Annotated in this window: 25 protein-coding genes; 8 read left to right on the top strand and 17 right to left on the bottom strand. The window is 36.4% G+C overall.

The genetic code is table 11. The features are described 5' to 3' along the window. Positions 1-45: 45 nt before the first annotated feature. The 3 genes from HMPREF0381_RS09405 to ruvA are packed head-to-tail and all read right to left on the bottom strand — an operon-like array spanning position 46 to position 3,891. On the bottom strand, positions 46-2,292 hold the full coding sequence (locus HMPREF0381_RS09405; protein WP_040461351.1) for a U32 family peptidase: 2,247 nt from the start codon (positions 2,290-2,292) through the stop codon (positions 46-48). A 2-nt stretch (positions 2,293-2,294) separates the two neighbouring features. Next, entirely contained in the window at positions 2,295-3,293 is a 999-nt protein-coding gene (gene ruvB, locus HMPREF0381_RS09410) for a Holliday junction branch migration DNA helicase RuvB (protein ID WP_008751739.1), read from the bottom strand. Positions 3,294-3,306: 13 nt separating this feature from the next. Then, positions 3,307-3,891 (bottom strand): Holliday junction branch migration protein RuvA, encoded by a 585-nt coding sequence (gene ruvA, locus HMPREF0381_RS09415; RefSeq protein ID WP_008751740.1) that lies wholly within the window; start codon positions 3,889-3,891, stop codon positions 3,307-3,309. 136 nt (positions 3,892-4,027) lie between these two features. On the opposite strand from ruvA, the gene HMPREF0381_RS09420 reads away from it, so the two are divergent. After that, positions 4,028-5,104, top strand: a complete 1,077-nt coding sequence (locus tag HMPREF0381_RS09420; RefSeq protein ID WP_008751741.1) for a ribonuclease H-like domain-containing protein — start codon at positions 4,028-4,030, stop codon at positions 5,102-5,104. Between the two features lie 141 nt (positions 5,105-5,245). Here HMPREF0381_RS09420 and HMPREF0381_RS09425 read toward each other — a convergent pair whose 3' ends face one another. Continuing rightward, positions 5,246-5,794 (bottom strand): DUF5662 family protein, encoded by a 549-nt coding sequence (locus HMPREF0381_RS09425; RefSeq protein WP_008751742.1) that lies wholly within the window; start codon positions 5,792-5,794, stop codon positions 5,246-5,248. 225 nt (positions 5,795-6,019) lie between these two features. Between HMPREF0381_RS09425 and HMPREF0381_RS09430 the strand changes: the two genes are divergently transcribed. Continuing rightward, on the top strand, positions 6,020-6,223 hold the full coding sequence (locus HMPREF0381_RS09430; RefSeq protein WP_008751743.1) for a cold-shock protein: 204 nt from the start codon (positions 6,020-6,022) through the stop codon (positions 6,221-6,223). A 94-nt stretch (positions 6,224-6,317) separates the two neighbouring features. Here HMPREF0381_RS09430 and hslO read toward each other — a convergent pair whose 3' ends face one another. From hslO to HMPREF0381_RS09445, 3 genes are read right to left on the bottom strand one after another with little or no spacing between them, the layout of a single operon-like run. Then, positions 6,318-7,202, bottom strand: a complete 885-nt coding sequence (gene hslO, locus HMPREF0381_RS09435) for an Hsp33 family molecular chaperone HslO (protein ID WP_008751744.1) — start codon at positions 7,200-7,202, stop codon at positions 6,318-6,320. Next, positions 7,203-7,955: a class I SAM-dependent DNA methyltransferase gene (locus HMPREF0381_RS09440; RefSeq protein ID WP_008751745.1), complete on the bottom strand. Its 753-nt coding sequence runs from the start codon at positions 7,953-7,955 to the stop codon at positions 7,203-7,205. It lies immediately after the preceding gene. A 58-nt stretch (positions 7,956-8,013) separates the two neighbouring features. After that, a complete protein-coding gene (locus tag HMPREF0381_RS09445) occupies positions 8,014-8,517 on the bottom strand; it encodes an SEC-C metal-binding domain-containing protein (protein ID WP_008751746.1) in 504 nt (167 codons plus the stop codon). 240 nt (positions 8,518-8,757) lie between these two features. Here HMPREF0381_RS09445 and HMPREF0381_RS09450 point away from each other — a divergent pair, with 240 nt between their 5' ends. Beyond that, the gene (locus tag HMPREF0381_RS09450; RefSeq protein WP_008751747.1) at positions 8,758-8,925 is read left to right on the top strand and encodes a DUF362 domain-containing protein; all 168 of its coding nucleotides are present in this window, start codon (positions 8,758-8,760) and stop codon (positions 8,923-8,925) included. 92 nt (positions 8,926-9,017) lie between these two features. Here the strand turns inward: HMPREF0381_RS09450 and dnaB are convergent, their stop codons facing one another. From dnaB to HMPREF0381_RS09480, 6 genes are all read right to left on the bottom strand, one after another. After that, positions 9,018-10,349, bottom strand: a complete 1,332-nt coding sequence (gene dnaB / locus HMPREF0381_RS09455) for a replicative DNA helicase (RefSeq protein ID WP_008751748.1) — start codon at positions 10,347-10,349, stop codon at positions 9,018-9,020. Next, a complete protein-coding gene (gene rplI, locus HMPREF0381_RS09460; RefSeq protein ID WP_008751749.1) occupies positions 10,349-10,795 on the bottom strand; it encodes a 50S ribosomal protein L9 in 447 nt (148 codons plus the stop codon). The genes dnaB and rplI overlap by 1 nt, the downstream gene beginning before the upstream one ends. Continuing rightward, positions 10,795-12,789, bottom strand: a complete 1,995-nt coding sequence (locus HMPREF0381_RS09465) for a DHH family phosphoesterase (RefSeq protein WP_008751750.1) — start codon at positions 12,787-12,789, stop codon at positions 10,795-10,797. Before HMPREF0381_RS09465 ends, rplI begins: the two co-directional genes overlap by 1 nt. Before the next feature lie 196 nt (positions 12,790-12,985). Next, entirely contained in the window at positions 12,986-13,267 is a 282-nt protein-coding gene (gene spoVG, locus HMPREF0381_RS09470) for a septation regulator SpoVG (protein ID WP_008751752.1), read from the bottom strand. Positions 13,268-13,291: 24 nt separating this feature from the next. Beyond that, positions 13,292-14,413, bottom strand: a complete 1,122-nt coding sequence (gene glgD, locus HMPREF0381_RS09475) for a glucose-1-phosphate adenylyltransferase subunit GlgD (RefSeq protein WP_008751753.1) — start codon at positions 14,411-14,413, stop codon at positions 13,292-13,294. Next, a complete protein-coding gene (locus HMPREF0381_RS09480) occupies positions 14,410-15,684 on the bottom strand; it encodes a glucose-1-phosphate adenylyltransferase (RefSeq protein ID WP_008751754.1) in 1,275 nt (424 codons plus the stop codon). The genes glgD and HMPREF0381_RS09480 overlap by 4 nt, the downstream gene beginning before the upstream one ends. 344 nt (positions 15,685-16,028) lie before the next feature. Between HMPREF0381_RS09480 and asnS the strand changes: the two genes are divergently transcribed. From asnS to HMPREF0381_RS09505, 5 genes are read left to right on the top strand one after another with little or no spacing between them, the layout of a single operon-like run. Then, complete coding sequence (asnS, locus tag HMPREF0381_RS09485) at positions 16,029-17,420, top strand: asparagine--tRNA ligase (RefSeq protein ID WP_008751755.1); 1,392 nt, start codon at positions 16,029-16,031, stop codon at positions 17,418-17,420. Between the two features lie 22 nt (positions 17,421-17,442). Then, entirely contained in the window at positions 17,443-18,519 is a 1,077-nt protein-coding gene (locus tag HMPREF0381_RS09490) for a metallophosphoesterase family protein (protein ID WP_008751756.1), read from the top strand. After that, entirely contained in the window at positions 18,516-20,384 is a 1,869-nt protein-coding gene (locus HMPREF0381_RS09495) for an ATP-binding protein (RefSeq protein ID WP_008751757.1), read from the top strand. The genes HMPREF0381_RS09490 and HMPREF0381_RS09495 overlap by 4 nt, the downstream gene beginning before the upstream one ends. Positions 20,385-20,392: 8 nt before the next feature. Then, positions 20,393-20,815, top strand: a complete 423-nt coding sequence (locus HMPREF0381_RS09500; RefSeq protein WP_008751758.1) for a CidA/LrgA family protein — start codon at positions 20,393-20,395, stop codon at positions 20,813-20,815. Beyond that, on the top strand, positions 20,808-21,500 hold the full coding sequence (locus HMPREF0381_RS09505; RefSeq protein ID WP_008751759.1) for an LrgB family protein: 693 nt from the start codon (positions 20,808-20,810) through the stop codon (positions 21,498-21,500). The genes HMPREF0381_RS09500 and HMPREF0381_RS09505 overlap by 8 nt, the downstream gene beginning before the upstream one ends. A 50-nt stretch (positions 21,501-21,550) precedes the next feature. Here HMPREF0381_RS09505 and HMPREF0381_RS09510 read toward each other — a convergent pair whose 3' ends face one another. The 4 genes from HMPREF0381_RS09510 to cysK form a co-directional block, all read right to left on the bottom strand. Further along, positions 21,551-21,751: a DUF1858 domain-containing protein gene (locus HMPREF0381_RS09510; RefSeq protein ID WP_008751760.1), complete on the bottom strand. Its 201-nt coding sequence runs from the start codon at positions 21,749-21,751 to the stop codon at positions 21,551-21,553. Next, complete coding sequence (pdxR, locus tag HMPREF0381_RS09515; protein WP_008751761.1) at positions 21,738-23,159, bottom strand: MocR-like pyridoxine biosynthesis transcription factor PdxR; 1,422 nt, start codon at positions 23,157-23,159, stop codon at positions 21,738-21,740. The genes HMPREF0381_RS09510 and pdxR overlap by 14 nt, the downstream gene beginning before the upstream one ends. After that, the gene (locus HMPREF0381_RS09520; protein WP_008751762.1) at positions 23,159-24,844 is read right to left on the bottom strand and encodes a glutamine--tRNA ligase/YqeY domain fusion protein; all 1,686 of its coding nucleotides are present in this window, start codon (positions 24,842-24,844) and stop codon (positions 23,159-23,161) included. Before HMPREF0381_RS09520 ends, pdxR begins: the two co-directional genes overlap by 1 nt. Before the next feature lie 133 nt (positions 24,845-24,977). After that, positions 24,978-25,910, bottom strand: coding sequence for a cysteine synthase A (cysK, locus tag HMPREF0381_RS09525; RefSeq protein ID WP_040461352.1), 933 nt, complete (start codon positions 25,908-25,910; stop codon positions 24,978-24,980). Positions 25,911-26,159 lie beyond the last annotated feature (249 nt).

Consider the following 26,159-nt stretch of genomic DNA (forward strand, 5'->3'; position numbering starts at 1 on the left):
ACTAAAAGAAGTATAAACCAATGCGGCATTATAGTAAAGAAGATATCACTCTATGCCTCTTTTCAGATGTCCTCTTGTAAAATCATCTATATTTGAAACGGTGACATTATTATAAAAATTATCTATATATTTTCTCAGCACAGTCTTTGTTTCACTTACATTTTCTGTAGTAAACCAAAGCCTTAGAATACCGGGTGATATCTTTTTTACTTCGTTTTCCATGCCGAGAATTGAAAGAGGCTTTGAATTTAAGATAGTGTTATAACAAAAATCACAATGTGTCTTTACCTGCATTTCACTGTTTTTTCTGTCCTTCAAAACAAGTATCTCTTTTTTATGATCACAGCCTTTTGAAGTCTTTTTTAAGCACTGTGCGGATACCATCATAGGTATCTTCCCATATGCAATCATCTCATTACCGGGATTGTCAAGCTGTCTTATCTCTGACAGATTCAGTTCAAGCGGATATGTAAGCCTTCTTATATTAAATTTATCATTATAAAAATCTATGGTATTCTTATTGTAGGCATATACACTGTAGTCAAGGATAATATTCGCATTATTATCTATTTTATCATCAATATAGAAGATCTCTTCCAAGCTTCTGACTATAAAATTATCAAATTTACAATTTTTTATAGTTTGCAAATGCTTATCAAAAAACGACTTGGCTTCATCTCTAAAAATATGCGGCATATACAGATTGCAAATACCTGCACAATCTTTTACAGCCTTTATTTTCTTTTCTGTTTCAGGCTCGGATATAAGTTCACTTTCTATACTGATTTCATCAAAGATAAAATCAGTACTTCTTGCAAAATCAAGCACGGCATCTACTTGTTCCATAGTTTCACAGAGTATATTAAACTTTACTCTACTTTTGCTTTCAGTCTTTGCAGCAACACCGGGATAGATAAAGCCGGTATAGGCAATCACATCACTGTCATCTCTTCTATATCTGTCCAATATCTTTTGATAAAGTTTATCAATCGCCTCTCTTCTTAACTCATTCAACACTTTGACCGGAATAAACAGATCACCATCCATTTCAATATCCAGCCTTTCAATACTGAAAAGAGTATTACCGGTCTTTTTAAGCTGTTTTTCCACATCGGTAACACTGCTTGCCCTTGTCCTTGCCGGCTGCGGCGACTCCCCAAAGACTTTTACCGATATACTGTTTACCTGACTTTCTCTGCCATATGTCTGTCTTAAGTCTTTCACAGCTATATCAAATACTATCGGCATATCCTCTTTTATCTTTATTTTGCCAAAGACAGATACCGCTCTCCTGCCCTCTACAAAGGTCTTATCAAGATAATTAAAGTAATCGGCATTCACATCCCTATTTGCAGGTTTTTCATGTATTGCTATCATATCTCTACCGTTATGCCTCTTATAGTAGCCTTCAGTCTGACCGCCTCTGTCAAATAAATCAAGCAAAAGCTTCCTGTCCGCCTTATCTACCTTATAGCCTGTTCTTTTCTTATCATTATACAGATCAAGGTACTTTCTCCAGATACCGACCACTCCTGCGGTATATCTTGGAGACTTCATCCTTCCTTCTATCTTAAGAGAGTCAATACCTGCCTCTATCAAATCAGGCAAAATATCAAGACTACACAGATCTTTACAACTTAAAAGATTTCTCTCATCAGACTTATTTAACTTTTTACCGTCTTCATACAGATCATATGGCAGTCTGCAAGTCTGTGCACATCTGCCTCTGTTGCCGCTTCTTCCGCCTATTATAGAACTCATCAGACATTGACCTGAGTATGAATAGCAAAGTGCTCCATGTACAAAACACTCTATCTCTATATCACATTTATTATCTATATCTTTTATCTCAGCAAGTGATATTTCTCTGGCGGGAACTATTCTGCTTGCACCTATATTTTTCAAAAATATTGCACCGTAACTTCCTGTAATTGTCATCTGTGTACTGGCATGTATCGGAAGCTTTTTAAAATGCTTCCTGATAAACTCAAACACACCTAAATCCTGCACAATCACCGCATCAATACCTGCATTGTAATAGGTCTTTATATAGTCAAAGAGTTCATTCATCTCACTTTCTTTAAAAAGTGTATTTATTGTCATATATATATTTACACCGAAAGTATGAGCATACTCAATTCCTTTTATAAGTATATCCTCATCCGGGTTGTCTGCATATGCTCTGGCGGAAAACTTCTTTCCACCTATATATACGGCATCCGCTCCTGCATTTACTGCCGCCACTAAGCTCTCATAAGAGCCGGCAGGTGCCAAAAGTTCCGTTATTTTCATCATCAACCTTTCATTTCAATACCAAGGTGGATATATGCATTCTCTGTTGCAACTCTTCCGCCCGGAGTTCTGTTTATAAGTCCGTTCATCAGCAAATATGGCTCATATACCTCCTCAAGTGTACCTGCATCCTCTCCTATGGCCGCACTTAGGGTATTAAGTCCTACAGGACCGCCTCCAAATTTTTCTATTATTGTAAGCAGAATCATTCTGTCATTGTTGTCAAGTCCAAGCTTGTCTACATCCAAAGTATCAAGTGCAAAATCCGCCACTCCTTTATCAATGATTCCGTTGTATTTTACCTGTGCAAAATCTCTGACACGTTTTAGCAGTCTGTTTGCCAGTCTGGGTGTACCGCGGCTTCTCCTTGCAATTTCTATGGCACCATTATTATCTATCTCCACACCAAGCACTGTTGCGGAACGCCTCACAATCTCCTTTAGTTCATCTGTATTATAAAACTCAAGTTTTTGTACCACACCGAATCTGTCACGAAGCGGTGCGGTAAGCAGTCCCGCTCTGGTGGTAGCTCCCACAAGAGTAAACTTCGGCAAATCAAGTCTGATACTTCTGGCTCCTGCATCTTTACCTATCACAATATCTATTACAAAATCTTCCATTGCAGGATATAATACCTCTTCCACCTGCCTGTTAAGTCTATGTATTTCATCTACAAACAATACATCTCCCTCATTCAGATTATTTAATATAGCCGCCATATCACCGGGTTTTTCAATAGCGGGACCTGAAGTCACTTTCAGATTGGTACCCATCTCATTTGCAATTATATTACAAAGTGTAGTCTTTCCAAGTCCCGGAGGTCCGTAAAACAGCACATGATCAAGACTCTCATTTCTAAACTTGGCGGCATCTATATATACTTTGAGATTTTTTCTAATCTTTTCCTGTCCGATATATTCGTTCAAAAACTGAGGTCTTAAGCTTTTTTCTATCTGCTTGTCCTCTTTTGTTATCTCAGTTGAAATTATCCTTTTTTCCATCTTCACACTCACTTTATAACATCTTCTTTAATGCAAGTTTCAGTATATCCTCTGTTGTATCGGTATTTTTGACTTCAATTTCTTTTATAGCTTTATAAGCTTCACTGTTGGAATATCCAAGTGATACCAATGCCTCTAAAGCCTCAGACACTACACTGTTATCGCTTGTGTCTGCCGCTTCTAAAGTACCTATATCATCCGGTTTAACTTTTTCCTTCAGCTCAAGTATTATCTTTTTTGCAATCTTTGAACCTACACCCACCGCCGCACATATTGCTTTATAATCCTCAGTTACTATCGCAATTTTCAGATCAAAACTGTTTAATGTATTCATTATACTGAGTGCAGCCTTCGGACCTACTCCATTCACTATAATAAGCTTTTTGAACATAACCATATCATCCTTATTCAAAAAACCGTATAATGTATGTGCATCCTCGGAAATCTTCAAATATGTATGGATAAGCACCTCACTCCCTTTTGAGAGCTTGTCAATATCCCTGCCTGTGGCAAAAATCTCATATCCTATACCGCTACATTCCACCGTTACAGTATTTACATTCTTTTCTGTTACAATTCCTCTTATATATGCAATCATAGTTCTTCCTAAAATCTGTTACATTTATTTCTATCTGTATTTTATCATAACATAATACAGGATTATAAATCAATTAAAATCGAACATACTTTCGCAATTCCTTGATTTACATCCGAATAACTATTATAATACAGATATGAAAGAGATAACAAAGAAATTTAAAAATAATATACACTATGATTTATCAAAAATAGGCGATATCAAAAAACTGCTTTTTTTTGATATCGAAACTACCGGACTAAGTCCCAAAAACTCAAACCTGTATCTTATAGGCTGTATAAATGTTGATAACGATAATATTATATTTAAACAGTGGTTTTGTGAAAGCCTCTCTGATGAAACGGATGTGTTACAGGCTTTTTTTGAATATGCAATAGAGTTTGATACAATTATCAATTTTAACGGTGACGGCTTTGATTTGCCATATATCAGAGAATGTGCCAAGCAGTACTACATCTTCAATCCTCTTACAGATTACAAAAGCCTTGATATATACAAAGAAATCAGATATTTGAAAAAGCCGCTTGGGCTTGAAAGAATGAACCAAAAGTCCTTGGAAGAATTTCTCGGGCTTTACAGAGAGGATAAGTATGACGGAGGTACACTTATAAAGTTTTACTACGATTACACAAACAGTCGTGACGAAAAAATCCTACATCTTCTGCTCCTACACAATGAAAAAGATTTACTTGGTATGTTAAAGGTCGTTGAGATGCTCTCCTTTGTGGACTTCTTTAATTCGGATTTTATACTCTCAGATATTAAAAAGAATACAGATTATCTTACACTTTGTTATACCTGTAGTGAATATCTTGATTATAATTTAAGCATTGAAAATGATGTATTTTTAGATGCCTCAGGGAATAAGCTTACACTTACCATACCTATATTGAAATCCGAGCTTAAGTTTTTCTTTAAGAACTACAAAGACTACTATTATCTGACAATTGAAGACTATGCCGTACATAAAAGTATAGGTGAATTTGTAGATAAGAGTGTAAAAAAGAAAGCAACAAGGCAGACCGCCTATATAAAGCAAGTTGCCGAGTATATTCCATGCTTTAATACAGAATCGGTTAGTGAAATCTTTAAAAAAGAATATAAATCCAAAGAAAAATATATAAATTTAGCAAAACTTAATTTTTCAGACAATGTTTTTTTCAAAGAATACGCCATCGAAATGCTCAAACAATTCAAACTTTTAAAACAATGATTGGATTATTCAGAAAATTGATATAAAAATATACGAATAGGACCTATATTTTATAAAACCCTTATAAAATCAGATTATAAGGGTTTTATATTACTTTTAATTGTATATCTCAAACAATTTTTATTGATACATAAGTTCTTTTTAGTATAAATATGGATGTTTCAGCATCCATCTCATGTAAGCCAAAGCCTTCTTTTCCCCCTCATTCTTGTTTATAAGGAGAATCTTTTCAAGCAAAGCCCTTGTGTCCTTATGAATATCCATATAGTCCCTTCTTTTGCAGTAATAATTCCAAGGAACATCCGTTGTATATTCACTTCCCGAGTACACTCTTGAGGCGGCTATTCTGTCACAACACATCTCAAGCACATATTTTAAAGGCATTTTCATACCCTGTAAGCCGTCTTTCATATCTTTTCCATAGTCAATCCAATACTCAAAATGGTGCTTATTTCTTCCTTTATGATGCAGCCATGCACTTGAATATCCCTTATCAAGTTTCTCTACCGAGTTCGGACTTCTGTCTCCCCTGTAATATTTGATACCGATCAAGAACTCTTCAGGTGAATATTTGCTCAAATCGTGTAGTAAACCTTGCTTAATTAAGCCAATTTTAAAACAAAGGTCCATTACAAGGGCTTTATGTTTATTTATAGTCTTTAAATGATTAAATACACTGTTATTATGCATAAATATCTATCTCCTCTAATAAAATATTTGACAATACATACATTCTATGATAATATAATATTGCAGATAAAAATTACCACTAGAATGCTTGATAATAGAAAGTTTTACTTTCATCAAAACAAATAACGACTTATAATTATCCCTAAACCGGATTATTGAGCCTGTAATATTGCAAGCTATTTAACTTTTTTCTGTGGTTACACTTATTTATTTGGAGGCATTATTATGAACAGAGGTACAGTTAAGTGGTTTAATAACCAGAAAGGTTACGGTTTCATCTCAGATGAAGGTGGAAATGATGTATTCGTACATTTTTCTGATTTAAACATGGACGGATTTAAGACTCTTGATGAGGGAAACTCGGTCGAATATGATTTGACAGAGGGTGCCAAGGGTCCGCAGGCTGTAAATGTTACAGTCGTTAGGTAATCAAATATGTTTAAAGAGCTCTTTATAGAGCTCTTTTTTATTTTTACAAACTTGACACCGTTTTCAAATCCGGTTTAAACTATTTTGGTTTAAACTATTTTAATGTAGCCGTCTTTAACATCTTCTCAAGTTCATCCACCTTAAATTCATATGCCTTGTTACAAAAATGACATTTCACCTCTATAGGCTTACCCTCATCTATCATTTCTTTCAGTTCTTTTTCTCCTACACTTATAAGTGCCTTTTCAATTCTGTCTTTATTGCAGTTGCACTTAAATGAAAGATCAAGACTTTCATTAAATTCAGGATTCATATCACCTAGAATATGCTTTAAAATATCATTTGGCGACATTCCTTCACTTAACATTGTTGTAACCGGACTCAGATTATTTATTTTTGCTTCTAATTTATCTATTGCTTCATCAGGGCAACCGGGCATCAGCTGTATTATAAATCCGCCTGAAGCTTTTACAGTATTATCCTTATTCAAAAGCACACCAAGTCCCACACTTGACGGAGTCTGCTCACTTGTAGCATAGTAGTATGTCAAATCCTCCGCTATCTCACCGGAGAGCAGTGCCACCTGACCCACATAGGGTTCCTTCATACCTGTGTCCATTATTACACTCATAAGTCCTACACCGATAGCCTCAGCCACATCAAGTTTTCCCTTTGCATTTGCAGGAATCAGTACGACAGGATTAAACGGATATCCTTTAACTTCTCCATGATTGTTTGCAGTGGCAATCACTCCGCCAAGCGGTCCGTCTCCTTCTATCTTCAGTGTAAGAAGGTCTTTTTCTCCCTTCATCATACTTCCCATCATTACAGCGGCTGTAAGCATTCTGCCAAGTGCGGCAGTTGCAACCGGTGATGTATTGTGGTCATTTTTTGCCTCTTCGACCAAATATTTTGTAGTAGCTGCAAACGCTCTGATATATCCGTCTGCTGCCGTGGCTTTCACCATATAATCCTTCATTTACTTACCTTTCTCTCTGGCTACAAAAAGTATCCTCTCCGTACATTCACTTACAGCTTTAAGATTATCCGCATCCACATAACTTTCAAGTACCATTTTACTTGACTCTACAGCAGACACTATCTCTTCAAATGTGAATGCTCTTTGCACATGTCTTTCTTCAAATCTCTTATATGTATTGCCTTCAAGCTTTATAAACAGATTTAAATCATATTCATTGATTCTTTTTTCACTGTCATATGAATTGTCCCATATAAAGCTTGCCGCATCTCTTACTTCTGCAAAAGTGTTGTCACTTAGAATATTTTGATATTTGTAGACGGTATTAATATCAAAAATAAAAAGACCGTTCGGATCAAGATAATTATTTACCAGTGCAAATACATGCTTTAAATCTTTCAAACTTTGTATATAATTCAGACTGTCACATCTTGACACTATAGCTTTTACAGTACCGTAAAGTTCAAACTCTCTCATATCCTGACATAAATACAATATATCATGACCCGACTCAAATTTCTTTTCCGTCGCAACATCCAGCATATCATATGAATTGTCTATTCCAATCATATCATAGCCGCTGTTTGCGAGGCTCTCAGTTATCGTGCCTGTTCCACAACCCAGATCACATACCAGTCCGTCATATATATTCTCGGCCTGCAATATATCTTTTATCTGCTGCACCCATTTATTATAAGGTACATTGTCCATGAATAAATCATATACTTTTGCAAAGTTTGTATACTGTTCCATTATTTATCCTTAAAATTTTAGGTGACAGTCAAACCGCCACCTAAAACACTACCTTTATTCAGTTCTTACCGCAGCAGAACTTATATTTCTTTCCGCTTCCGCATGGACATGGGTCATTTCTGCCGACTTTCTTTTCCTTAACTACAGTTCCGCTCTTCTTTTGTGACTTATACAGCTCTTTTCTCTTTTCTTCACTTAAAAGAGCATCCCACTGCGGCAGATTGTAGAGCCAATCCGCTTTAGCCTCCACCATGTTGTAGTAGAGCTTTTCAAGGTTGATATCAAGACTGATTACAGTATCCTCTTTCATCTCTTCAATAGGATTAGGCTTGTTAAGTGAGTCATTTATTCCGTCTAAGAAGCCTGTGACAGTCTGTATATCCGTATCAAATTTTGTTGCCAATTCAGCTACTGTACAGGTGATAATATCATTAGGATTTTTTAGAATCTTCTCATAGATACCCTTTTCCACTAAAAAGTAATTCTTCCAAATCTCCTCTTTTTGCTTATCATCTGTTGCATCGCCATAAGCTTTATTTCTCCAATTTTCCAATAAGGTCATTGTTATTTCCCCTTTTTTCTTAAACTTGATTAGTTATTATATACTAAAAACTGTTTAAAAGCAAGCCGACAGATTTTAGTTTCACAGTATCTGTAAAGCATTGTATAATTTGTATAGTTAGTACTGCCTAACTTACTTGTATTTTATTCAATACATCAAAAATATCTCTTGTTATTTTCTTCATTATATATTAGAATGTAAACAAGTAAGAGAAACATATAAATTTAGGAGGAAATTTCAATGGCATATACAATTACAGATAAGTGCGTTAGTTGTGGAACTTGTGAAGGTGAGTGTCCTGTAAGTGCAATCTCACAGGGAGATACACAGTACAATATTGATGCTGATGCTTGCATTGATTGTGGAACTTGCGCTTCAGTTTGTCCTACAGAGGCTATTATAGCTTAATTATTACTTGCTCAGGTAATAATGCTTATCATAGGGACCTGCTTTTGCAGGTCCTTTTTATTGTTTAAAACAATACAAAAAAGCGAGACCGTTTATCTCGCCATATTTACAAACTTTGTTATATCCGGTTTCCAAACAAGGTTGATTGTGCCTATTGCACCGTTTCTTTGCTTTGCAATGATTACCTCCGCCTCATTCGGATGCTCGGTGTCCTTATTGTAGTAGTCATCTCTGTATAAAAACATGACAACATCGGCATCCTGCTCTATTGCACCCGACTCTCTCAAATCTGAAAGCATGGGTCTGTGATCAGGCCTTGTCTCACAAGCTCTTGAAAGCTGTGACAGTGCAATAACAGGTGCCTTCATCTCCCTTGCCAATGCCTTAAGGCTTCTTGAAATATCCGAGATTTCCTGTTGCCTGCTTATATTTGATTTACCGCTTCCGCTCATCAACTGCAAATAATCAATGATTATAATATCAAGCCCCTTCTCAAGCTTCATCTTCCTGCATTTTGATCTTAGCTCATTTATAGAGATACCCGGAGTATCATCAATAGCAAGTGTAGAAGAACCTACATTCACAGCACCCTCTATCAGGCTGTTCCAGTCATTATCATTCAGATTACCTGTTCTAAGTTTCTGTGAATCAACATTGCTCTCCATGCTTAAAAGCCTGTTTACAAGCTGCTCCGCACTCATTTCAAGTGAAAATACCATACAGGATATTTTCTTTTTCATAGTAATATTTTGCACTATATTAAGCACAAATGCAGTCTTTCCCATAGAAGGTCTTGCAGCCACCAAAACAAGATCTGAAGGCTGTAATCCACTGGTCTTATAATCCAAATCAATAAAACCGGTAGGTATACCTGTGACGGTCTCACTGTTTTTAGATGCGGATTCAATCTTATCAAGTACCTTCAGCACCACTTCATTTATAGGCACTATATCCTTGGTCTCCTTACTCTCAAGTAACTTAAAGATATCATTTTCAGTCTTTGCAAACAGCTCATCTACACTTTTCTCACCTGCATAGCAGTCATTTACTATCTCTTGTGACACCTTGATAAGTTTTCTAAGATTTGACTTGTCTTTAACTATCTTGGAGTAATTCTTTATATTGGCTGATGTAGGTACGGAATCCATTATACCTCTGAAAAAATCCAGACCTGTTATATCCGGAGGTACCTGCTTTTCAATCAATTTATTCTGAATAAGTACCAGATCTATCGGCTTTCCCTCATTAAAAAGCTCCACCATACATTCAAATACAATACCATATGCCTTGCTGTAAAAATCATCCTTATCCAGCATTTCTATGGCGGTTGCAGTTGCTTCTTTGTCAAGCAACATAGAGCCAAGAACCGCTTTCTCGGCATCTATGCTGTTCGGCATCACTCTTTTAACCGGAGCCTCTTCCATCACGCTTCTCCAACTTTTACATTTAAGCCGGCTGTAACATCCTTATGCAGCTTTACTTTTACCTCATGATTTCCGAAAGTCTTTATCGGCTCTGCAATAACAAGTTTTTTCTTATCTATCTCAAGACCCAGTTGGGCCTTTATAGCCTCCTCAATCTCCTTTGACGATACGGAACCGAAAGCTCTTCCGTCTTTTCCGCTCTTTATACTCAGTGAAATGCTTGCATTATTTAACTTGGCTGCAAGCTCCCTTGCCGCCTCAAGTTTTTCCTTTGCTATCTTTTCTTCATTTGCCTTTTGTAATTTCAGTGTATTTAGATTCTCATTATTTGCCTCTACACCTTTTTTCTTAGGTATAATAAAGTTTCTGGCATATCCCTCACTTACTTCTACTATTTCTCCCTTTTTTCCCAAAGATTTTACATCTTCCAATAAAACAACCTTCATTATAATTCACCTCTCTCAATCAATTCCTTCAAAACCTGCTTTACCCGGTTTTTAGCATCTTCTATACTTCCTTCTTTTATCTGTGCTCCGGCTACAGAACGATGTCCGCCACCTCCAAGTTTTTCCATAATAGTTTGCACATTTACCTCATCCATAGATCTGGCACTGATATATATGAGATTATTATATACCGTCAAAACAAAACTTGCCTTTATTCCCTTTATGTTCAAAAGGTCATTTGCAGCCTGAGCACATACCAAAGTAGGTGATGCCGTATTTGCAGAGTCACATTCACTTATAGCATAATAATCTTCATATATCTCTGCATTATGTATTGCTTCCGCCTTAGCCAGATAATCTGCGGCATCTTCTCTAAACATCTTTCTGACTCTTGTAACATCCGCACCGCTTCGCTTCAAGAATGCGGCGGCTTCAAAAGTTCTCACACCGGTTTGAACATTAAAATTCTGTGTGTCTATAACAATTCCTGCATACATAGCATCAGCTTCCAAAGTCTTTAACTTAATATCATCAGATATATACTGCACTATCTCTGATACCATTTCACAAGCGGATGATGCAAATGTCTCCACATATGACAATGTTGCATTTGTAATAATTTCATTGCTTTGCCTGTGGTGGTCAAGCACCACTATATTCTTCGCTTTCTTTAAAAGTGAAGGTCCTTCTGTGATACTTGGTCTGTTTACATCCACTACAACTACCAATGAATCATTTGTCAGACTGTTTAACGCCCTTTCCTCAGACATAAACAGGTCTTCAGGATACTCAGGTGCTTTAAACTTTTCTATCATCGGTTTTGCAGACGGATTGACATCGCTCATAAGTATATATGCTTTTTTATTCAGATGTGTAGCAATCCTCCAAATACCTATTGCGGCACCGAAAGCATCCATATCAAGCATCTTATGTCCCATTATGATGACCTTATCCTTATTTTCAAGCAGTTCTCTAAAAGCATGTGCTTTTACTCTTGCCTTTACTCTGGTCTGCTTCTCTACAGTTTGAGCCTTACCGCCGAAATATCTTATATCATCCTCAGTCTTTACTACAGCCTGGTCACCACCTCTTCCAAGTGCCATATCCATAGCCATTCTGGCAAGTTCATAGTTTCTGGCTAGATTCTCACTTCCGTATCCTATGCCTATACTTAAAGTAATACTCATCTCATTACCGATATTCACAGACTTTACATCTTCTAAAATATCAAATCTTACTTCTATTGCAGAGTCCAGATTTTCTTTCTTTATAATAAAGAAGAACTTGTCTTTTTCAAGTTTTTTTACAATACCGTTAAATCCGTTTATATATTGGTTTATCTTTCTGTCAATCAATGCCTCCAAAATTGAATGTCTTACCTCTTCTACACTTTCCATAGCTTCATCATAGTTGTCCATGTACATCAGTCCGACTACAAGTTTTGAATCTTCTTTTTGAATCCTCAGTTCAATCAAATCAGTCTCATCAAAAAGGCATACTGTATATACAAATGTTTCGTCTACATATAATCTTGTTATTCTAATCCTGTACTTCTTCCCCTGATACTCATCATGAAAATCCGCTTTATCAGAGATATTTTCTATATCTGATGAAGTAATGTTTTTAAACATTGCATGAATATCTTTTTTTGCAAGCCTGTCCTTTTGAACAAGTCCGTTAAAAGCTCTATTCCTCCAAGCAATAATACCTCTTTTATCCATCAAGGCATATGGTATATCCAAATCCTGTGAAAATATATTCTGTGTATTTTCACTTGCCATAGAATATTCCACCATATAATTTTGCAAATTTTTAATTAATCCGATATACCATATAACAATATATATTATTGCCGACAGTGCCAGCAAAAAAATTATTGCACCGCAGCCTCTACCCGGTGCAACAAGTAATATTACAAGTAAAAATACCAAGACTATAAGTGAATACCCTATATTTTTTCCTAATAGTGCTTTTGTATTTTTTTTATTTTTCATAGCATCTCCATTATATAAAAATAATGTCTTAACCCTTATAAGGTAAAACTCTTATACTCTCATTAAGAAAGCCCAGTTTGATTATATCAAGAAAACTCCAATCTATCAAGCACAGTAAAAACAGACATAAATACAAACAGGGGCTGTTTTCACAGCCCCACAAAAACTTCATTATATAAATTTCACACTCAACAAATTATACATTTACATCTGCTGCCCCTTCAAGCAACATTGCTTCATACTTTCCGATGACTGTCTCTGAAATAAGTTCTCTTGTCTGAGAATTTATAGGATGTGCGATATCTCTGTATTCGCCGTCTGCCGCCATTCTACTTGGCATAGCAATAAACAATCCCTTCTCACCTTCAATCACCTTAATATCATGAATAACAAACTCATTGTCCAAAGTGATAGAAACAACAGCCTTCATCTTACCTTCTTTATCAATTCTTCTAACTCTGACATCAGTAATCTGCATTATTTGAATCCCCCCTTAATCTCCTTAAAGAGTATATCTTTCATTTTTTTCTATTACTATTCTGACTTGCTCTGCTGTCCCACTATAAGTCGAATTTGCACGTATTGTATCTCGGCTCTCTACAATACAATTCTCAATAACTGAATTGTCACCGATATATACATCATTCAAAATAACAGAATTTCTAATTATACAACCGTTACCTATGTACGATTTATTAAAAAGAACTGAGTTTTCAACTGTACCGTTTATAATACAGCCACTTGCAATAAGTGAATTTGACACCTTAGCCCCCGGATTATACTTCGCCGGCGGCAAATCGTCAACCTTGGAATAAACGCCCGGATATTCTACAAAGAAATGATCTCTCACTTCTTTCTTGAGAAAATCCATATTAGTCTTATAATACGAGTCTACCGAAGCTATATTGCTCCAATATGTATTAAGCTTATATGCGTATATTCTCTTTAAATTTTTGTATCTGATCAAGATATCTTTTACAAAGTCATATCTGTCCTCCGCTATACTTCTCTCAATCAGTTCAATAAGCTGCCTTCTTCTGATAATGTAAATACCACAAGATATATTTACAGAATCCGTAACTATCGGTTTTTCCTCAAAACTGACTATCCGACCGTCGTCATTTATTGAAACCATACCGAATCTAGTCAAATCTTCTGTATCATTCGCTTTTTTGCATACTACAGTAATATCTGCCTTCTTTTCTATATGATACTCCAATACTTTATTATAGTCAAGTTTATAAACACCGTCACCTGCACATATAATAACATACGGCTCATGAGATCTTTTTAAAAAAATCAGATTTTGGTACAGTGCATCTGCAGTACCTCTATACCAATCCGAACTCTCAGCGGTAATAGTCGGTGTAAAAACAAATAATCCACCCTGTTTTCTTCCAAAATCCCACCACTTTGATGAACTCAAATGTTCATTTAGAGATCTTGAATTATACTGTGTAAATACAGCCACTTTCTGTACATGTGAATTTGACATGTTGCTGAGTGCAAAATCTATACTTCTATAACTTCCGGCTATAGGCATTGCGGCAATAGCCCTCTTGTTGGATAGTTCTTTCATCCTCTTTGAGTTTCCACCCGCCAACACTATTCCTATCGCTCTCATAATCTGCCACCTACCTTTACAATGAAGTCACCACTTAAAAGTTGTCTGTCCACATAGTCTTCTATGGTTGTATCTCCTAAAATAGCTGTATTCTTACCTATAACAACTCCTTCAGGAATATTTGTTCTTTCTCCAATAACTGCCAGATCACAATTATAAACCTTTTTATCATACTTGCTTTCACAAAATTCGAAAGCACCTATCTCGCAATCTTTTCCAACTACAGAATTTTCAGCTATAATAGCCTTGTTTACTTTAGAGTTTGCCCCTATTCTGCTGCCTTTCATTATTATGGAGTCATTAACTACAGCCCCCTCTTCAATAACAACTCCGGCACCTATAACCGAGTTGTTCACCTCTCCATAAATTTCCACACCTTCTCCAATGATGCTTTTGTTTATAACAGAAGTAGATGCTATATATTGCGGCGTTATGATATCACCCTTAGTATATATCTTCCAATATTCTTCATAGAGATTAAACTCAGGTATAATATCCACAAGTCCCATATTGGCTTCCCAATATGACTCTAAAGTACCCACATCTTTCCAATAGCCGTTATATTCATAACTGAAAATTCTACCGCCATTGTTAAACACATGAGGAATAATATGTTTACCAAAATCACATCCCGCTACATTTGACAGTTCAAGTAAAGAATCCCTAAGTACTTTCCATGAGAAAATATATATTCCCATCGAAGCAAGATTTGACCTTGGATGCTTAGGTTTCTCTTCAAACTCCGTCACCTTACTATGTTCATCGGTTATCAATATTCCAAATCTTGATGCCTCCTCCATCGAAACAGGCATAGCTGCTATAGTCACGTCTGCATTATTTGCCTTATGATAATCAAGCATTACCTCATAGTCCATCTTATATATGTGATCACCGGAAAGTATCAAAACGTAGTCCGGATTATAGCTCTCCATATATTCAAGATTTTGGTAAATTGCATTGGCAGTACCTGAGTACCAGTCACTACCTGCAGCATTTTCATATGGCGGTAATACAGTAACACCTCCCATGTTCCTATCCAAATCCCATGGAATACCAATTCCAATATGGGTATTCAGTCTCAGAGGCTGGTACTGAGTCAAGACTCCAACTGTATCAACACCTGAGTTAATACAATTGCTCAATGGAAAATCTATAATTCTGTACTTACCGCCAAAAGAAACTGCTGGTTTTGCCACATTATGTGTCAACACACCAAGACGACTGCCTTGGCCACCAGCCAACAGCATAGCTATCATTTCCTTTTTAATCATATCCACACCTCGTTGCCTAATGTTAATTCCTTATGCTTACATTAGAATTATATCACAACTTTACACGATTGTGAATAAAAGATTTTATTTTAACATGTTTTTTTTCTATGTTTTGCCAAAATTCCATATTTGGTCTTTATACTCTTCTCTCACTTATTTGACCCATATATTAACCAAGAAAATTGCACAAAGTTTTTATATTATTTTTGTTAGATATTCATAAATTTCTTAGTGATAAATAAAACACAAAATTATATTGTTCTTAAGTTGTCGAAACAAAACTTTTTATGGTATAATTAGATGTTACTAAATTTATGCCTAAACGGTATTAAGGAGGAAATCTAATGAAGCTGACAACAGTGAGAGAAATATACAAAGACAGCAAAAAGTATATTGGCAGTGAAATCACAATCGGTGGATGGGTAAGAAGCAATAGAGATTCAAAATCATTTGGATTTTTAGTTATAAGTGACGGAAGTTATTTTGAACAAATGCAGGTAGTATATAATGATACACTCCCTGATTTTAATAAATTAACAAAGATAAATGTGGGTGCCGCACTTATTGTAAAAGGCACATTAATAGCAACTCCGGATGCAAAACAACCTTTTGAGATACAGGCCGCACATATAGATATAGAAGGCGAATCAACTCCTGACTACCCTCTTCAAAAGAAAAGACATACACTTGAGTATCTTAGAACCATTACACATCTTCGCCCGAGAACAAATACATTCCAGGCAGTGTTTAGAGTGAGATCTCTTATTGCATATGCTATACACAAGTTCTTTCAGGAAAGAGATTTTGTGTATGTACATACACCGATTATCACAGGTAGCGATGCCGAGGGTGCAGGTGAGATGTTTAGAGTTACCACTCTTGAACCTAGGGATCCTGTTCTTAACAAAGACGGAAGTGTAGACTTTTCCAAAGACTTTTTCGGTAAGGAAACCAACCTTACCGTTTCAGGACAGCTTAACGGTGAGACTTTTGCTATGGCTTTTAGAAATATCTATACCTTCGGTCCTACATTCAGAGCTGAAAATTCAAATACTACCAGACATGCGGCAGAGTTTTGGATGATTGAGCCGGAATTTGCATTCGGTGATTTAAATGACAATATGGATTTGGCTGAAAGTATGCTAAAATATATAATAAACTATGTTCTTGAAAATGCTGCACCCGAGATGGAATTCTTCAATCAATTTGTGGACAAGGGACTTTTAGAGAGATTGCATCATGTTGCAAATTCCGAATTTGGAAGAGTTACATATACTGAGGCTATTGATATTCTTGAAAAGAACAATGACAACTTTGAATACAAGGTTTCTTGGGGATGTGACCTTCAAACCGAACATGAACGTTTTCTTACAGAACAGGTATTCAAAAAGCCTATATTCGTTACAGATTATCCGAAGGAAATTAAGGCATTTTATATGAAAGAAAATGATGACAAAAAGACTGTAGCCGCTATGGACTGTCTTGTTCCGGGAATAGGTGAGATTATCGGAGGAAGTCAAAGAGAGGATGACTATAACAAACTTCTGAAAAGAATAGAGGAACTTGGAATGAAATCTGAAGATTATGACTTTTATTTAGACCTTAGAAAATACGGTTCAACAAGACATGCAGGTTTCGGTCTCGGCTTTGAGCGTTGTGTTATGTATCTTACCGGAATGTCAAATATCAGAGATGTACTCCCGTTTCCAAGAACAGTAGGCAATTGCGAATTATAATGTGGAGGTGATATTTAGCCATATGAAATTTATACATACAGGTGATATTCATTATGGTATGAAACCTGATTCAAATAAACCATGGGGTAAGGAAAGGGCTGATGCCGTCAAAGCTTCACTTCAAAAGATTATTGAAGTTGCAAAGAAAAAGGAAGTTGACCTTTTACTTATAGCCGGAGACCTCTTCCACTCTCAGCCGTTTAGTCGTGATTTAAAGGAAGTCAATTTCCTTTTTTCCACAATACCTGATACTAAGGTAGTTATCATAGCCGGAAACCACGACTGCTTAAGGGAAAATAATAATATACTTACCTTTCCTTGGGCAAAAAATGTGGTTTATTTGTCCACTCCCACTATCAGCAGTGTATATTTTCCTGATATAAATACAGAAATCTACGGATTTTCATATCATGACAGGGAGGTCAAGGAAAATATAGTTTCAGGACTCTCTATTCGTGAGAATGACAGAGTGAAAATTCTTCTGTTACATGGTGGTGATGCTACGCATCTGCCATTTGATAAGAATGAACTTAACAAGATTTCTTCATCTTATATTGCTCTCGGACATATACATAAGCATGAAGTACTTTTTGACAGACATATGGCTTATTGCGGTTCACCTGAACCTCTGGATATGACTGAAACCGGTGACCATGGAATTTATTACGGCGAGATTGACAATGAAACCAGAGTTATGAAGGAATTTGAATTTATCAAAATTTCAAACACTTCATATATTTCACTCACCATCAATGTCACTCCGGAGACTACCAACTCAGAGCTGCATACATCTCTTACAGAGACAATCAATAAAAAAGGTAAACAAAACATATATAGATTCAAAATAAAGGGGCTTAGAGATCCGGATGTTGAATTTGATCTGGAATCTTTGTCCTCTACACTAAGGATTGCTGAAATTATAGATGATTCGGAGCCGAAATATGACTTTGCAAAACTTTTTGCAGAACATCCGTCCGATATGATAGGATTTTTTATACGTGAGCTTGACAGACCGAATATGAGTAAACTTGATAAAAAGGCTCTTTACTATGGTATCAATGCACTTCTTAGAACTACTGATGAAGGGGGGAGGACATGAGACTGCTTAGCCTACATATAAACGGCTTCGGTAAATTCAAGAACAAGGATTTGGTCTTCGGCGACAATATGAATATTGTATACGGCTATAATGAAGCCGGAAAATCCACCATATTTATGTTTATCAAAGCAATGCTCTACGGTCTTGAAAGAGCCAAGGGCAGAGCCAGTAAAAGTGATACATGGACTAAGTTTAAGCCCTGGGGAAACGGCGATATCTACGGCGGAAGTCTTCGCTTCTCATACCGTGAAAGAGCATATCGTATCGAAAGAGACTTTACAAAAACGGCTACAACCCCCTTTGCCATTATCAATGAAACCGACGGCAAACCGGTTGAAGGTGCAACCGAATTTTTGAAGGAAGTACTTTGCGGGCTTACTGAAACAGCCTACTCAAATACTGTAAGTATCTCACAGCTGAAGTCTGCCACCGATGCCAAGATGGTTGTGGAATTAAAAAATTACATTGCCAATATGAACACCACAGGAAATATGTCTTTAAATATAAATAAAGCATCAGACTTTTTGAAGGAAAAGAAAAAAGCTTTTACCGCCACTCTAAATCCTGATGCCGCAAAGACATACAATCAGAATCTGACGGAAATTAAAACTTTGGAGAAGAAAATCTCCTCTCCTGAATTTTCAAGCCATCTGAAGACTCTAAAAGAAGCGGATGCTATAACAGATAAAAGAATTATGGACTTGAATGCTCAAAAAGAAACTCTTATAGAAAGTATCGCTTCAAAAAGACAGCATCTTTCAGACTTGGGTTTTGTTGATAAAGCTACAATAGTACAGCTTCAAGATGAGCTGAACAGAGGCTATAATGAATATCTTTCCGCCTATGAATCTGAAAAGAAAAAATCTATTAATAAGGTCTATCCTGTAATTTTCCTTATTTTATCGATACTTAGTGTGCTTATGTCGGCATATATTTTTAAAGCCGGAAAGACTAATGTAATCACCGCCTCTACAGGTATAAGCTACCAATTTGCTATGGTGCTTTTTATTATTATATGCCTGTCATCACTTGTCTTTGCCCTATATATCTATACTGTATATAATAAGGACAACAGACATCTGACGGAACTTAAGGTGAATTTAATAGCTACAATGGCAAGAGTCGGTTCATTTGACTCTATTACAGAGGAAAATATACATCGTGCCAACAAAAAGCTCAGTTCCAAAATAAATATTTTTGATGAGATGGCAGCCGATATTGCAAAGAGTGAAGCATTGAATGTGGATATTGAAAATCTTCGTGCAAAAAAAGCCGCCTATGCAAGCGGTATCGATGCCAAAAAGCAAAATGAGTGGGAGCTTGAAAAACTTATGGAAAAGTTGGCCAAGATGAAAGAGGACAATTCCGCTCTCAAAAATATAATAGCCGAAAATGACAAGATTCGTTTTGAGATAGATGCTATTGATTTGGCAATGGATACACTGAAAAATCTGTCTGAAACCATCAAAAACTCATTCGGTCTATATCTTAATAAAGATGCTTCTGAGCTTATTGAAGGTATTACAGGCGGTGTATATGACTCTATCTCCATTGATGAGAATTTTAATGTGTTCTTAAATACACCGAACAGACTGGTTCCCATTGAACAGGCAAGTTCAGGTACTATGGATCAGGTCTATCTGGCACTTAGAATTTCTGCCGGCAGACTTATGCAAAACCGTTCCAAGGAATTGCCGTTTATATTTGACGACAGTTTTGTCAATTATGATTCAATCAGGCTTAGAGCAGCCCTACTCTGGATTGCCAACAATGTCCCGGAGCAAATTATAGTATTCAGCTGTCACATGAGAGAAGCACAGCTTATGACAGCGACAATGCAAGATTTTAATTTAATAGAATTGTAGGGAAGTTTATGCGTTTTATCAGACAATTTCTAATTATATTATTGGTAAGTTTTTTTGGGGAAGTGTTAAAAGCAATTTTACCACTTCCCATACCGGCAAGCATCTATGGTTTAGTCATTATGCTTGCTTTACTTGTTTCAAAGAAAGTTAAATTACATCAGGTAGAAGGCGGCTCCATGTTCCTTATTGATATTATGCCGCTTATGTTTATTCCGGGTTCAGCCGGATTGATTAATATCTGGCCAAGCCTAAAACCTGTACTTATACCTTTACTTGTCATGACTCTCGTTTCGACTGTCCTTGTAATGGCTGTTTCTGCTAAGGTAACAGAATTTGTCATAAAGTTTGATAAAAAGGTAGAAAAGGAAGAAAAACAAAGAGAAGAAAAAATAAGAGAAGAAATGCAAGAGGAGGCAAAAAAGAATGACTGATTTTTTAAGTAATTCTGTTTTTTTCAGTTTAATGCTATGTCTGCTATCCTATCAAATAGGTGTATTTTTAAGGCAAAAGACTAAAATAGCAGCTTTTAATCCGCTGCTAATCTCTATCATTATAGTAATCTTTGTACTTGTTATATTCCATATCAAGTTTGAAGATTTTTATAATGGTTCAAAATATATAAGCTATTTACTTACTCCGGCAACTGTAGCACTTGCAATACCGCTTTATTCAAAGCTGACACTGCTGAAAGATAACTTCAAAGCTATTATTTCAGGGCTTATAGCCGGTGTATTGACTTCACTTTTATCCATACTTGTTATGTCAATACTCTTTCACTTAAAGCATGAGTACTATGTCTCAATGCTGCCAAAGTCAATTACTACCGCTATCGGTATCGGCATTTCCGAGGAGCTTGGCGGTATTTCCACTATAACTACCGCAGTTATCATTGTAACAGGTGTGTTCGGAAATGTTATGGCGGATATTGTATATAAAATATTTAATATTACAAATCCTATAGCAAAAGGTATCGGTCTCGGTGCCTCAGCCCATGCTATCGGTACATCAAAAGCCCTTGAAATGGGAGCGACAGAAGGTGCTATGAGTTCACTCTCTATAGCGGTTGCAGGTATTATCACCGTTATATTCGCTTCATTTTTTGCAAAAATTATGTAACAAAAAAGTGCCATCCGAGTTTAAACTCGTTTGACACTTCTTTTTATTTATTATGATACTGCAAGTATTTCATTTATCTGTGATACCAATGTATCGCAGTCAATTCCATGTACCATACATGCCTCCTCAAGTGTCTCCATCTGTGATGACGGACATCCTAAGCAGTGCATACCTGCTCTCATAAGCATAGGAGCAATCAAGTCATTGGTCAGCAAAAGCTCACCTATTGTCATATTCTTATTTATTGTCATAAAGACTCCTTTCTACTTCTTTAGAAAAATCCTCTATACCTTTCTTTATATCTTCAGCTTTAAGTGAGGCAAAGCCTACCAAAACTGTAGATTTCTTTTTATTTTCATCGGTATAAAAAACCGATATAGGATAAAACCTTACTCCTGCCGTCACTCCATAATCAAGTATTTCTTTTTCGCTCAAGTCTTCAAGTGTCATTAAAACATGAAGCCCTGAATTGTTCTCAAATACTGTTGCCCTTGACAAGTTCTTTTGTATACTTTCTATCAGAATATCTCTTTTTGCCCTATAGTTGGTCCTCATTCTGTTTAAATGTCTCTCAAAATATCCTTCTCTTATAAAGATTTCAAGTATATCCTGGTCTGACCTCGGTACAGTACATGAAAAGAAATCAAGTTTTGATTCATATTCCTCCATCAGCTTATCCGGAAGTACCATATATGCAACTCTTATTGCAGGTGCAATTGATTTTGAGAATGTACCTATATATATTACTTTTTGCGGGTCAAGTCCCTGCATTGCAGGAATCGGCTTACCTACAAATCGAAACTCCGAGTCATAATCATCCTCTATAATATATCTTCCGGTTTTCTCATAACACCATGTTATCAGCTCTCTTCTTCTGTTTATAGGCATTATCACACCTGTAGGATATTGATTGGCAGGCATCAGATAACAAATATCCGCTCTGCTGCGTTTAAGTTTATTTATATCCATTCCTTCATCATCCATATCAATACTGCTGATATTCCAAGCCATTGATTCAAAAATCTGCCTTGCCTTGATATAGCCCGGGTTTTCAAGTGCTATATATCTGCTTCCAAGTAACAGCCCCAAAAGCAATATAAGATACTCACTTCCGGCACCGACTATAATATTTTGTGGAGTGCATACCACCCTTCTGGCAGTATGCAGGTAAGCCGCTATCTCACATCTTAATCCATATTCGCCCTGATTGTCTCCTGCCGTAAATACATCCGCCCTGTCATTTGAAAATACTTTTCTTGCAATACTTCTCCATGAAGCATATGGAAAGCTCCTTAAATCAATCTTTGTCGGAGAAAAGTCAATCAAATTTTCGATTTCCTTACCCTTTGTTTTCTTCTTTGCAGGTATATATTCAGTTCTTTTTTCAAGCTTTGAATATTTTTTTAAAATATCCATATCGTCAAGCTTATTTACAATATAACCGCTACCTGCCTTTGATTTCAGATACCCTTCCGCCAAAAGCTGCTCATAAGCATTTACTACAGTAGTCCTGGATACTTTTAAATCTTGTGAGAGTCTCCTTGTAGACGGCAACTTTGTGCTTGTAAGTATATGACCTGATTTTATCTCATTTTTTATAAATTCATAGATTTGCTCATATATCGGGCAATCCGCTCTCAAATCTATAAGAAGCTCCATCAATCATTCTTCACAAGCTTAAATGAACTCTTAAGTGAAACAATTCTGTTAAATACAAGTGCATCCGGTCTTGAATCTTTAGCATCCACACAGAAAAATCCGTTTCTGACAAACTGGAAACTGTCATATGCCTTTGCGTCCTTAAGGCAACTTTCCACATAGCAATTTTTTAATACAGTCAAAGAATTCGGATTAAGGTTCAGATTGCCGTTCTCATCAAGTTTACCCTTCTCTTCATCCACTATATTCTCATAGAGCCTTACCTCTACATTAAGTGCTGTCTTTGCATTCACCCAATGTATTGTGCCTTTTACTTTTCTGGCATTAAATCCCGAACCGGACTTGGTCTCCGGATCATATGTAGCATGAACTGCAATAATATTGCCGTTTTCATCCTTTTCTACAGATGTGCAGGTTACAAAGTAAGCACCCATAAGTCTTACTTCATTTCCGGGGAATAATCTGAAGTACTTCTTTGGAGGCACTTCCATAAAATCATCTCTTTCAATGTAGAGTTCCCTGCCAAACTCAATCTCTCTTTCACCAAGCTCAGGATTTTCAAGATTATTCGGCATTGTACAAATCTCGGACTGATCTTCAGGGTAGTTATCTATTATAAGCTTTATCGGATCAAGTATTGCCATTATTCTCGGTTTCTTAAGCTTAAGATCCTCTCTGATACAGTACTCAAGCATTGCCGATTCTATAGAAGAATCCGCCTTTGATACTCCTGCAAGCTTTACAAAATTTCTGATAGACTCGGGAGTATAGCCTCTTCTTCTAAGTGCCGCTATAGATACAAGTCTCGGATCATCCCATCCGTCCACTATTTTATCTTCCACAAGCTTTTTTATATATCTCTTACCTGTGACCACATTTGTAAGATAAAGCTTTGCAAACTCGATCTGTCTTGGCGGATTCCTGTACTCACATTCTCTTACCACCCAATCATAAAGAGGTCTGTGATCCTCAAACTCTAATGTACAAAGACTATGTGTGATTCCCTCTATAGCATCCTCTATCGGATGTGCAAAATCATACATCGGATAGATACACCACTTGTCACCTGTATTGTGATGAGTCATTCTTGCCACTCTGTAAATTACAGGGTCTCTCATATTGATATTTGGTGATGCCATATCTATCTTTGCACGAAGTACATGACTTCCATCCTCAAACATTCCGTTTTTCATATCCTCAAAGAGCTTTAAATTCTCCTCAACAGTTCTGTTTCTGTATGGACTTTCCTTACCGGGAGTCTTAAAATCCCCTCTGTACTCTCTTATCTCATCCGCACTTAAGTCACATACAAATGCCTTGCCCTTTTTGATAAGCAGTACAGCCTTCTCATACATCTCTTCAAAATAATTTGATGCAAAGAAAAGTCTGTCCTCAAACTCTCCTCCAAGCCACTTTACATCCTCAATTATTGAATTGACAAACTCTTCCTTTTCCTTTGTAGGATTGGTATCGTCAAATCTTAAGTTAAACTTTCCGTTATACTCTTTTGCAATATCATTATTTAAAATAATGGACTTTGCATGACCTATATGCAAATATCCGTTCGGCTCAGGCGGAAATCTGGTCTGTACATGATCAAATCTTTTTGATGCCAAGTCCTTGTCTATCTCTATTTCAATAAAATTCTTTGAAACCGTCTCAGTATTCTTGATTTCTTCCGACATAAGTTTCTCCCATCTTCTGCTTTATTAACTGATACACAATTATATCATTGATATAATTCTACCGCAATCCCGGAGAATACTTATAATACAAAAATCCCCTCTTATTTTGCAGTATAAAAGGGGATAAAAAATATTATTCTGTAAATAAAGGTGTTGAGAAATATCTGTCTCCACTGTCAGGAAGAAGTGCAACTATTGTCTTACCTTCATTCTCCTTTCTTTTTGCCTCCTTTATAGCTGCAAACAGTGCGGCACCTGAAGATATACCTACAAGTATACCCTCTCTGGATGCTATAAGTCTGCCGTAATCAAAAGCCTCTTCGTTCTCAACTGTGATTATCTCGTCATAAATCTTTGTATTAAGTGTGTTCGGAATAAATCCGGCACCGATACCCTGAATCTTATGCGGACCGCTCTTTCCCTCTGAAAGTACCGGTGAACCTGTAGGCTCTACAGCAATTACCTTAACACCAGGCTTCTTTTCTTTAAGGAACTCACCTACACCTGTAATAGTACCGCCTGTACCGATACCTGATATAAAGATGTCCACTTCGCCGTCAGTATCATTCCAAATCTCAGGACCTGTTGTAGCTCTGTGAACTGCCGGATTTGCCTGATTGTCAAACTGTGCAGGGATAAAGCTTCCTTCAATATTTGCCGCAAGCTCCTCAGCCTTGGCAATAGCACCCTTCATACCCTTTGAACCTTCTGTAAGTTCAATAGTAGCACCATAAGCCTTCAAAATATTTCTTCTCTCAACACTCATAGTCTCAGGCATTGTAAGAATTACTTTATAGCCTTTTGATGTACCCACTGAAGCAAGTCCGATACCTGTATTTCCTGATGTAGCCTCAATGATGGTAGCACCGGGCTTTAATTTTCCCTCCTTCTCGGCAGCCTCTATCATAGAAAGTGCTATTCTGTCCTTTACAGAACCTGCCGGATTAAAGTACTCAAGCTTTACCAAAACCTTAGCCTTCAGTCCAAGCTCCTTTTCAATATTTGATACCTCTAAAAGTGGTGTATTACCAACCAACTCACTGCTGCTCTTATAAACTCTAGACATACAAACCTCCATTTATGTATTCCTGTTTTCCTACTTGTTTTATGGGTTTATAATAATCTATTTATTTTTATTTGTCAAGCAATTTTTATTTTTTCCTGATATTTATATTTTTTGCCTTACAGCAAAGAAAAATTATTTGTATAAAAAGAAAAACACACTTGCATAATATTCTTTTTTATTGTATATTTATGAATGTATTTTATAGTAATAAACATTTACAAAGTATAATAATATATTTTATTCGTATTT

This window comes from Lachnoanaerobaculum saburreum DSM 3986, from assembly GCF_000185385.1.
Lineage (GTDB): Bacteria > Bacillota > Clostridia > Lachnospirales > Lachnospiraceae > Lachnoanaerobaculum > Lachnoanaerobaculum saburreum.